Source organism: Janthinobacterium sp. ROICE36 (assembly GCF_002869965.1).
Classification (GTDB): Bacteria; Pseudomonadota; Gammaproteobacteria; order Burkholderiales; family Burkholderiaceae_D; genus Janthinobacterium.
In genome coordinates this window covers 23,547-32,079 of record NZ_PEBS01000063.1, presented here as the reverse complement: position 1 = coordinate 32,079, position 8,533 = coordinate 23,547, and the positions used below count along the sequence as shown (strand labels likewise).

Genomic DNA, 8,533 nt, shown 5'->3' with positions numbered 1-8,533 from the left:
ATCCTCGGGCTTCTGGTAGTTGGCCAGCAAGCTGTCGGCCAGTTTGAGCAGTTCCGGGTCGGGCTTGGCCCGCTTGTTACGCTTTACAACGGTCATTGTTTCTCCTTGGTGGCGGCAGTGTCCTGCCAAATGACCGTTTACACAAAATTATTTACACCCTCGCCTAAATCGACCGCCTTGGCCCCACCACCGGCAACGAAGGTCACGTCGCTGATGCCCATCACGCCAAGTACCAGGCGCAGATATTGAGTGGCGATGTCGCGATGCTGGATCGGCGATCCCTCGGTATACACGCCGCCCGATGCGATCAGTACGGTTGCCTTCTTGCCAGTCACCAGGCCGCGTCCATCGAAGCCCAGCGTCAATCCCTTGCGAACGACATGGTCAATCCATGCCTTGAGCACGGCCGGAACATTATAGTTATAGACGGGCGTTGCAATGACAAGGTGATCGGCGGTGAGCAATTCGGCAACGAGTTCGTCCGAGAGCCGCAATTCGTTCGCCATCGCGGGAGTATGCCGCTCCGCAGGGGTGAAGTAAGCCTGCAACCAGGCAGCGTTGACAAACTGAAGGCCGGCATCCATGAGTTCGCGTTCGATCACTTCGCCATCCGGGTGCGCGGCGCGCCAGTCCAGCACGAAACGACGCGTCATGTTGCGTGACACGGAATGTTTGCCACGAGGGCTGGTCTCGATTACCAATAGCTTAGTCATACCATCATCCTTAAAAAGTGCACCGCAGGAAGCGCCTGAAGCAAGCTTGTCGATCAGGCTGCCTATGTGCCTTCACTATATCGCCGAGAATATATTTCTAATAGAGATTAAAATATGATGATACCCATCGATAATTGTGATGGAAGTCGCCATGGAGTAGCTATTTTGATTGGAAGTCTGACGCTCGATCAGTTACGGGTTCTGGTGACGATCGCCGATACGGGCAGCTTTTCTGCCGCCGGTCGACACCTTGGTCGCGTGCAATCGGCCATCAGCCAGGCCATAGCGACGCTGGAGGATGTGCAAGGCGTGCTGCTGTTTGACCGCAGTGGCCACCGCCCGCGCCTGACCGATACTGGCAGGGTTCTGGTTGAGCAGGCGCGCTTGGTGTTGGCAAGCGCTGCCCGCTTCGAGGGAGTGGCAATGGGTACGCGCGCGGGCCTGGAACCTGAGCTTGTCATTGCGATCGATCCTCTCGTGCCGACAGCACCCTTGATCGCAAGCCTGTCTGCCCTAAGCCGGACGTTTCCCAATCTTCCAGTCAGCTTTTCAACCGAAGGCCTGGGCGGTTCGCTGCGGCGCCTGAGAAATGACCGGGCCGCCATCGGGATCTGCTTGCTGCTGCCGTCTATTCCAGACGACATTGCCGCCTATCCGCTGCTGCGTGTCGGCATGCAGGCTGTGGTGGCGCCAGGGCACCCACTTGCCTCGCTCGGACGTCCGGCGACGCAGACCGATCTGGAGCCGCATGTCCAGCTGGTGCTGTCAGACCCCGTCAATCCTGGTAGTGAAAACTTCGGGATTGCAAGTGGAAAACTTTGGCGCTTCGTGGACCTCGGCCGGCGCCTGGACTTCCTGCTCGGCGGTTTCGGTTGGTGCCGCATGCCCGACCATCTCGTGTTGCCACTCATTGCCGCCGGGAGCCTGGTTGCGCTGAAAATCGAGCACGACCCGACGCCGCGCGAGGGGCTGACGATTTATGCGGCGCATCAGCGTGGCCGCACGCTCGGGCCTGCCGGGCGATGGTTGCTGGTCGACCTCACACGGCGCCTGTCTTGAACCTATCCTTGCCGCAATCAGCCATACAAATGCAGCAGCACTTGCCAGCGAGACATAGCTGAACTCGGCCGTGGCCGTGATGGAATTGCCGAACAGCTTGCGCACGTCGGCAGCATGGTTAGCCGGTGCGATGGCCATCACCCTGCCGCCGAATTCCAGGGTCAGGAACGGATGGGGCAAAATCATGGCGTCGCCGCGGCGAATAGACGCAATTTGCAGGGGGAAATCCTGCGTCAGCTTCAGCTCGCTCACGGGCACGCCGACGATTTCCGCGTCCGAAACGACCAATTCCGTGCCGTCGAACGCACTGCGATCCTTCATCAAGCGGCCCGGGTCCAGGTGGCCCGGCGCGGTGCGCGCCGCTTCCACGCCTGCCACCGTGCCCGATACCATCAGCGCATCGCCCACGCCGAGCACCAGGCCCGGATCGGGCAAGCGGTTCTGGTGGCCCTGGCGCACGCCGATCACTTGCACGCCCGCCAGGGGGCCGTCGGCCAGTTCGGACAGGGCCGCGCCCGCCAATGTCGCTGCATCGATGGTAATTTCCGACACGACGATGGGCGCCGGCGGCGGCGTCAACACGGGTTTCAATATGCGTCCGGCCAGAGACAGGCCCAGCATGGGGCCGACGACGCCGAATGGATACGCGACGGCATAGCCGACGGCCGCGTCACCATTGCCATGCGACGCTTCCAGCGCCGCCTGCAGGGCCGCCGTGCTGGTCATGGCGCCGGCAAACACGCCGCTGGCCATGCGCAGCGAGATATCGATCCACTGCCCGCCCCAGACGGACACGGCCAGGCCGCCCATGACGGCGACGAAGGCGATCAGGTTGTGTTTTTTGCCCCGCGCCGCGCAAGCCGGCGAAAAACTGCACGCCATACTGCACGCCTATGCCATACAGGAACAGCAGCAGGCCGATGGAGCCGAGCATCGGCGGCGGCACGGCTGCGGGGGCAAACGCGCCCAGCGCCAGTCCGGCGAACAGCACACCACCCACGCCCGGCGAAAAACCGAACACGCTGATGCGCCCCAACGCATAACCGGCACCGATGACGAGAAACAGGGCGGGGATGGGCGTCGACTCCAGCGTGTGGCGAAACAATTGAAGCATCAAACAACCTTGATCTGGAGACAACCCAGTTTAGCATGCAAAAAGGCAACATGATGGCGGTAATGACAAGCAAGCGTGCGCCCATTGATGCGCTCAAAAACGCACAAAAAAAAGCCCGCTACGGGAGCGGGCTGAATCTAATTCCTGTGAGGAAGTAGAGGAGACAGGTGCAATGATGCCGCGTTGCAGCATATAAAGCCAATTGCATGTTGTGATGATAGAAATATGTTTTATCAATATCTGCTCCCCGCCCCGCCTCGGCCTCCGCTTACACCGCTTGCCGCCCGGCCTCCACGCGCAGTGCTTCACGCACGGCGGGACGCCCGCCGACGCGTTCGATCAAGCACCTGACTTGCGGGAATGCCGACAAGTCCACCTGCGTATGCGCCGACCAGCTGAGGATGGTATACAGATAGGCATCCGCAACGGAATAGCGCTCACCCAGCAGATACGGCCCGCCGGCCGCCAGTTGCCGCTCCACATAGTCGAGCCGGGCGGCAATGCGCGAGCGGGCCACATCCTGTGCCTGCGGGCCGTATTCCGGGTGGAACAGCCAGGGGCTGAAGACCTTGTGCAGCTCGGTGGCGATAAACCCCAGCCACGATTGCAGCCGCACGCGCGCCAATGAGCCCGGCGGCGGCGCCAGGCCGCTGTCCGGCGCCAGGTCGGCCAGGTATTGCACGATGGCCGTGCCTTCCAGCAAGATGGTGCCATCGTCCAGCGCCAGCGCGGGCACATACAGGTTCGGATTTACCTGCGCATAATCGGCGCCCGTTTCCGTGACGCGTGGAATCTTGCGGATGTCGACTCTTTCCAGCTCCAGCACGATGCCCGCCTCGATGGCCACGATGTGCGGCGACAGGGAGCACGTTCCCGTTGCGTAATACAGTTTCATGATGCATTCCTCGAAAAGTTATACGGACGCGGGATCGCACTTTTCCACGTCGATGTCGTATTTGGCGATGGCCTCGCTAATCTTGCTGCGCGGCAATTGTCCTGCGTCGGCCAGCGCCGTCAGCGCGGCCAGCACGATGAAATGGCGGTCCACTTCAAAGAAGGTGCGCAAGGATTCGCGCGTATCGGAACGGCCGAAACCATCCGTGCCCAGGGCAATGAAGCGACGGTCCGTCACAAAGGGGCGCACCTGGTCCGCTACGATCTTCATGTAATCGGTGGCGATCACCACCGGGCCTTGCCGGCCGGCCAGGCATCGCTCGATATACGGCACGCGCGGTTCGCTGCCAGGGTGCAGCATGTTCCAGCGCTCCATAGCCAGGCCGTCGCGCCGCACTTGCGTCAGGCTGGTGGCGCTCCACACATCGGCGGCCACGCCGAAATCCTGCTGCAGCAAAACGCCGGCGGCCTGCACTTCGCGCAGGATGGAACCGCTACCCATCAGTTGCACGCGCGGCAGGGATACCGCCGGGCTTTCCTGCAGCAAATACAGGCCCTGCAAGATGCCCGTCTCGGTTCCTTCCGGCATGGCCGGATGCGGATAGTTTTCGTTGAGCAAGGTGATGTAATAAAAAATATCCTCTTGCTCGGCAAACATGCGGCGCATGCCGTCCTGGATGATCACGGCCAGCTCGTAGGCATAGGTGGGATCGTAGGAAATGCAGTTGGGAATCACGGACGACAACACGTGGCTGTGGCCATCGTCGTGCTGGAGGCCTTCGCCCATCAGGGTGGTACGGCCCGACGTGGCGCCCAGCAGGAAGCCCCGCGTGCGGGCGTCGGCCGCCGCCCAGGCCAGGTCGCCCACGCGCTGCAAGCCGAACATCGAATAGAAGATGTAGAACGGAATGGTGGCCAGGCCATGGTTGCTGTAGGACGTGCCGGCGGCGATCCACGAGGAAATCGCGCCCGATTCGTTGATGCCTTCCTGCAATATCTGCCCATCCTTGGCTTCCTTGTAATAGCTGAGCTGGCCCGCATCCTGCGGCGTGTACAACTGGCCCAGGTAGGAATGGATGCCGATCTGGCGGAACAGGCCTTCCATGCCGAAAGTGCGCGATTCATCGGGCACGATGGGCACGATGATCTTGCTCAAGGCAGGGTCTTTCAGCAGGGTACCCAGGATGCGCACGAAGGCCATGGTGGTGGACGCGCCCCGCTCGCCGCTATCCTTGAGCTGGGTGGCGAACGCGGACAGCGGTGGTATGGGCAGGGGCGCCACCTTGCTGATGCGGGCAGGAATGTAGCCGCCCAGCTGTGCCCGGCGCGCGGCGAAGTAGCGCGCTTCTTCACTGTCCGGCGCCGGTTTCAGATACGGCATGTCTTCCAGCTGGGCATCGCTGACGGGCAGCGCGAAGCGGTCGCGGAAGGCGCGCACGGCATCGGTGCTCATTTTCTTCAGTTGATGGTTGATGTTCTGCCCTTCGCCCGCCTCGCCCATGCCGAAGCCCTTGACGGTCTTGGCCAGGATCACGGTAGGACGGCCCGGCGTGCGCATGGCTTCCGCGTAGGCCGCGTGGACTTTTTCGGGATCGTGTCCGCCGCGCGTCAGCTGCCAGATTTCGTCGTCCGTCATGTGCGCCACCAGCGCCAGCAGTTCTGGATACTTGCCAAAGAAATGCTCGCGCACATAAGCGCCATTCTGCGATTTGAAGGTCTGGTAATCGCCGTCCACGCATTCCATCATGCGCTGACGCAACAAGCCGCTCGTGTCGCTTTGCAATAAAGCATCCCAACCGCTGCCCCAGATGACCTTGATGACATGCCAGCCCGCCGCGCGGAAAGTGCCTTCCAGCTCCTGAATGACCTTGCTGTTGCCACGCACGGGACCGTCCAGGCGCTGCAGGTTGCAATTGACGACAAAGATCAGGTTATCGAGGCGCTCGCGGCCGCCCAGGGAAATGGCGGCCAGCGATTCCGGCTGGTCCATCTCGCCGTCGCCGAGGAAAGCCCACACCTTGCGGCCCTGGTGTGGCTTCAAGTCGCGGTACTCGAGGTAACGCATGAAACGGGCCTGGTAGGCGGCCGTCAGCGGCCCCAGGCCCATCGATACCGTCGGGAATTGCCAGAAATCGGGCATCAAACGGGGATGCGGATACGACGACAAGCCCTCGCGGCCCGCTTCGCGGCGGTAATTGTCCAGCTGCGCTTCCGTGATGCGGCCCTCCAGGTAGGCGCGGCCATAGATGCCGGGCGCGGAATGGCCCTGGATATAGACCAGGTCGCCGGCAAACTGGTCCGTATGACCGCGGAAGAAATGACTGAAACCCACGTCGTACAGCACGGCCGCCGACTGGTAGGTGGCGATGTGGCCGCCCACGTTCGAGTGCTTGGCTGCGCGCAGCACCATCACCATGGCGTTCCAGCGGATGTAGGCATTCAGGCGGCGCTCGATGGCCAGGTCGCCGGGGTAAGCGGGCTGACGCGCCGTGGCGATGCTGTTCGTGTAGGCGGTGGTGACGCGGCCGTGCATGCCGCCGTGCTGCGCGGCGTCAATATCGACCAGCCGGTCGAGCAGGTAGTGGGCGCGCGGGCGCCCTTCTACGGCGAAGACTGCCTGCATCGCCTCCAGCCATTCTTTGGTTTCCTGGGGATCGATATCGGGTACGGCGAGGGATGAGGTCATGGCAGTCTCCTTGGGGTGGGCATTCATCGTCATGATCGATTGCTATTGCAATCATTGCATTTGCAATCGTTATGCCGGCCATTGTATAGCGCTATAATTGCATTTGCAACTGTGATCGATTTGGAGGAATACCGATGTCTGAAACTGCGCCCGAAATTGGATCGGCACCTGCGCCCGACCTGTGGTTTTCGTTCGTGCGCACGCACCGCTTGATGATCCGCGAGATCGAGCGCCGCCTGGCGGCGGCCGACCTGCCCGTCTATGCGTGGTATGACGTGCTGTGGGGACTCGAAAGCGGCCCGGACGGCTCGCGCCGCATGCACGAACTGGCCGACGCGTTGGCCATCGAACGCTACAACCTCACGCGCCTGGTAGACAAACTGGAAACAGACCGGCTGGTGACGCGCACGCGCTCGATGGAGGATGGGCGCGCCGCATTTGTTTCCATCACGGAAGACGGGAAAATGCTACGCAAGCAAATGTGGGCCGTGTACCAAGCCACGGTAGCCGACCTGTTCCTGGCACAGTTTGACAGCGGCGAACAGCAGGACTTCAGCGCCGCGCTGGCCCGCGCCGCCGATGCGGCGCGCGGCGCAGGCCAGGGCAAGGTTCAGAGCAAGGCGTAACGCCGCAGCGCGTAATCGACGAACTGCAGGGGCAGCGCGCCATCGTCGGCCAGGGCTTTCAACGCAGTGACGGCCAGCCATGGCGCACTCTTTTCCATCCGGGTATCGGCGCCGACGGCAATGAAACGCCCGCGCACGCAGCCACCGATCTGGCCCGCGATGTGTTGCCCATAGCCGGTGACGGCGATGACGGGCGCGGCGCTGTCATCGAGGCAACGCCGCACATGCGCCAATCTTGGCGTGGCGCGCGGGTGACGCAGGTTCCACTGTTCCGCCGCCTGCGCATCGCGCGCCAGGCGCGTATAGCTGGGGCAACTCCACACTTGCGTGGCGATATCCCAGTCTTCCTTCAGCAAGCGGGCGGCATCGGCTACGACGGCCAGCATCTTTCCCGCCCCGCACAGGCGCACCCGGCATGCTGCCGGGCCCGGCGACGGCAAGCGGTACATGCCCAGGCTGGCCGCTGCCGCATCGGCGGCCGACAAGGGCGCCGCCATCGCATACTCATCCGCATCTTCATCCGCATCATGTGTGGCCAGATAGTAATAGCCTGACTGCTGTTCCAGGTACAGCGTTTCCAGGGCCGAGCGCAGGATGGCGCGTACTTCCTCGCCCGTCGCCGGGTCGAACGGGGTGCAATTGTGCTGCGCGGCCAGCCAGGCGGGCAGTTCGGGGGGCACGCCTTTCGGCCAGCGCGAGGCTTGCGTTTCCGCATCATTGCAGACGATGCCACGCTCACCCGACTCGACCAGCACCGCGCGCAATGCCTGGAGCGAGGAGGGGCTGCACAGGTAGAGCAGCGGCTTTTCCGCCTGCGGCGCAGCATGGCGATAGCGCACTGCCCAGGCGCCTGCGGACGCTCCCACGTCCCATGCGTCGCCGTCCGGGAATGGACGCGCCTGCGCGCTCACGTGGCGTACCCGCGCCACCAGAGCGCCGCCCTGCTTCAGGCTGCCCGCCATGGCGCCCAGCGCGCGGCGTGGCGAAACAGGTGGTAGTGGCAAGCCTGACACTGGCGCTAGCGCGGCCATGCAGGCATGGGCGGCGCGGCCCGTCTCGCCACCTGGCAGTGGAGGATGGGGAAATGAAGGGGGCGTATGCATGGCGGCTCCTGTTTCGGTATTGCTTGCGCAAGGCAGATATTGCCCATACGATTGCAAATGCAACGATTGTAGTTGCAATCCTTTGCGCGAGCAAGGCACACACGAGCCAACCGAAATTCCTGCCTTCAAGGTGAAAAAATGACGCTGAACAATCCTGAAACCGTGCGCATGGCCTATGCCGTGAAGCTGACGAATGCGCAAGTCGAGGCGGCCAAGCGCCTGTATGCCGCGCATTTCGGCAGCACGGACAACCCGCAGGCGCTGGCCGCCATCATCGCGGCGCTGGCGCGCAACTACAGCTCCGCCGTGGCGGCGAACGTGCTGTAGCGCAGAGGCAT

The 8,533-nt window shown here is 62.7% G+C and carries 7 protein-coding genes and 2 pseudogenes; 3 read left to right on the top strand and 6 right to left on the bottom strand.

The window, feature by feature from the left end:
* Nucleotides 1–137: 137 nt before the first annotated feature.
* Nucleotides 138–713 carry an FMN-dependent NADH-azoreductase gene (locus tag CSZ94_RS21455; protein WP_102123383.1) on the bottom strand — a complete coding sequence of 192 codons (576 nt, stop codon included), beginning with the start codon at nucleotides 711–713 and terminating at the stop codon, nucleotides 138–140.
* 114 nt (nucleotides 714–827) lie between these two features.
* On the opposite strand from CSZ94_RS21455, the gene CSZ94_RS21450 reads away from it, so the two are divergent.
* Complete coding sequence (locus CSZ94_RS21450) at nucleotides 828–1,772, top strand: LysR family transcriptional regulator (RefSeq protein WP_308410587.1); 945 nt, start codon at nucleotides 828–830, stop codon at nucleotides 1,770–1,772.
* A 99-nt stretch (nucleotides 1,773–1,871) separates the two neighbouring features.
* On the opposite strand, the pseudogene CSZ94_RS28885 reads toward CSZ94_RS21450, so the two are convergent.
* The 4 genes and pseudogenes from CSZ94_RS28885 to aceE form a co-directional block, all read right to left on the bottom strand.
* Nucleotides 1,872–2,654 (bottom strand): annotated as a pseudogene (locus CSZ94_RS28885) (TrkA C-terminal domain-containing protein); the annotation flags it as partial.
* 52 nt (nucleotides 2,655–2,706) lie between these two features.
* Nucleotides 2,707–2,886: pseudogene (locus tag CSZ94_RS29325) on the bottom strand (YidE/YbjL duplication); the annotation flags it as partial.
* 268 nt (nucleotides 2,887–3,154) lie between these two features.
* Nucleotides 3,155–3,781: a glutathione transferase GstA gene (gstA, locus tag CSZ94_RS21435; RefSeq protein ID WP_102123379.1), complete on the bottom strand. Its 627-nt coding sequence runs from the start codon at nucleotides 3,779–3,781 to the stop codon at nucleotides 3,155–3,157.
* An 18-nt stretch (nucleotides 3,782–3,799) separates the two neighbouring features.
* Nucleotides 3,800–6,466 (bottom strand): pyruvate dehydrogenase (acetyl-transferring), homodimeric type, encoded by a 2,667-nt coding sequence (gene aceE, locus CSZ94_RS21430; protein WP_102123378.1) that lies wholly within the window; start codon nucleotides 6,464–6,466, stop codon nucleotides 3,800–3,802.
* Nucleotides 6,467–6,600: 134 nt separating this feature from the next.
* Between aceE and CSZ94_RS21425 the strand changes: the two genes are divergently transcribed.
* Complete coding sequence (locus CSZ94_RS21425) at nucleotides 6,601–7,092, top strand: MarR family winged helix-turn-helix transcriptional regulator (RefSeq protein ID WP_102123377.1); 492 nt, start codon at nucleotides 6,601–6,603, stop codon at nucleotides 7,090–7,092.
* Here the strand turns inward: CSZ94_RS21425 and CSZ94_RS21420 are convergent.
* The gene (locus tag CSZ94_RS21420; RefSeq protein ID WP_146009869.1) at nucleotides 7,077–8,195 is read right to left on the bottom strand and encodes a transketolase-like TK C-terminal-containing protein; all 1,119 of its coding nucleotides are present in this window, start codon (nucleotides 8,193–8,195) and stop codon (nucleotides 7,077–7,079) included. The two genes, CSZ94_RS21425 and CSZ94_RS21420, sit on opposite strands and share 16 nt — an antisense overlap.
* Nucleotides 8,196–8,333: 138 nt before the next feature.
* Here CSZ94_RS21420 and CSZ94_RS21415 point away from each other — a divergent pair, with 138 nt between their 5' ends.
* Entirely contained in the window at nucleotides 8,334–8,522 is a 189-nt protein-coding gene (locus CSZ94_RS21415) for a hypothetical protein (RefSeq protein ID WP_102123375.1), read from the top strand.
* The last annotated feature ends 11 nt before the right edge of the window (nucleotides 8,523–8,533 follow it).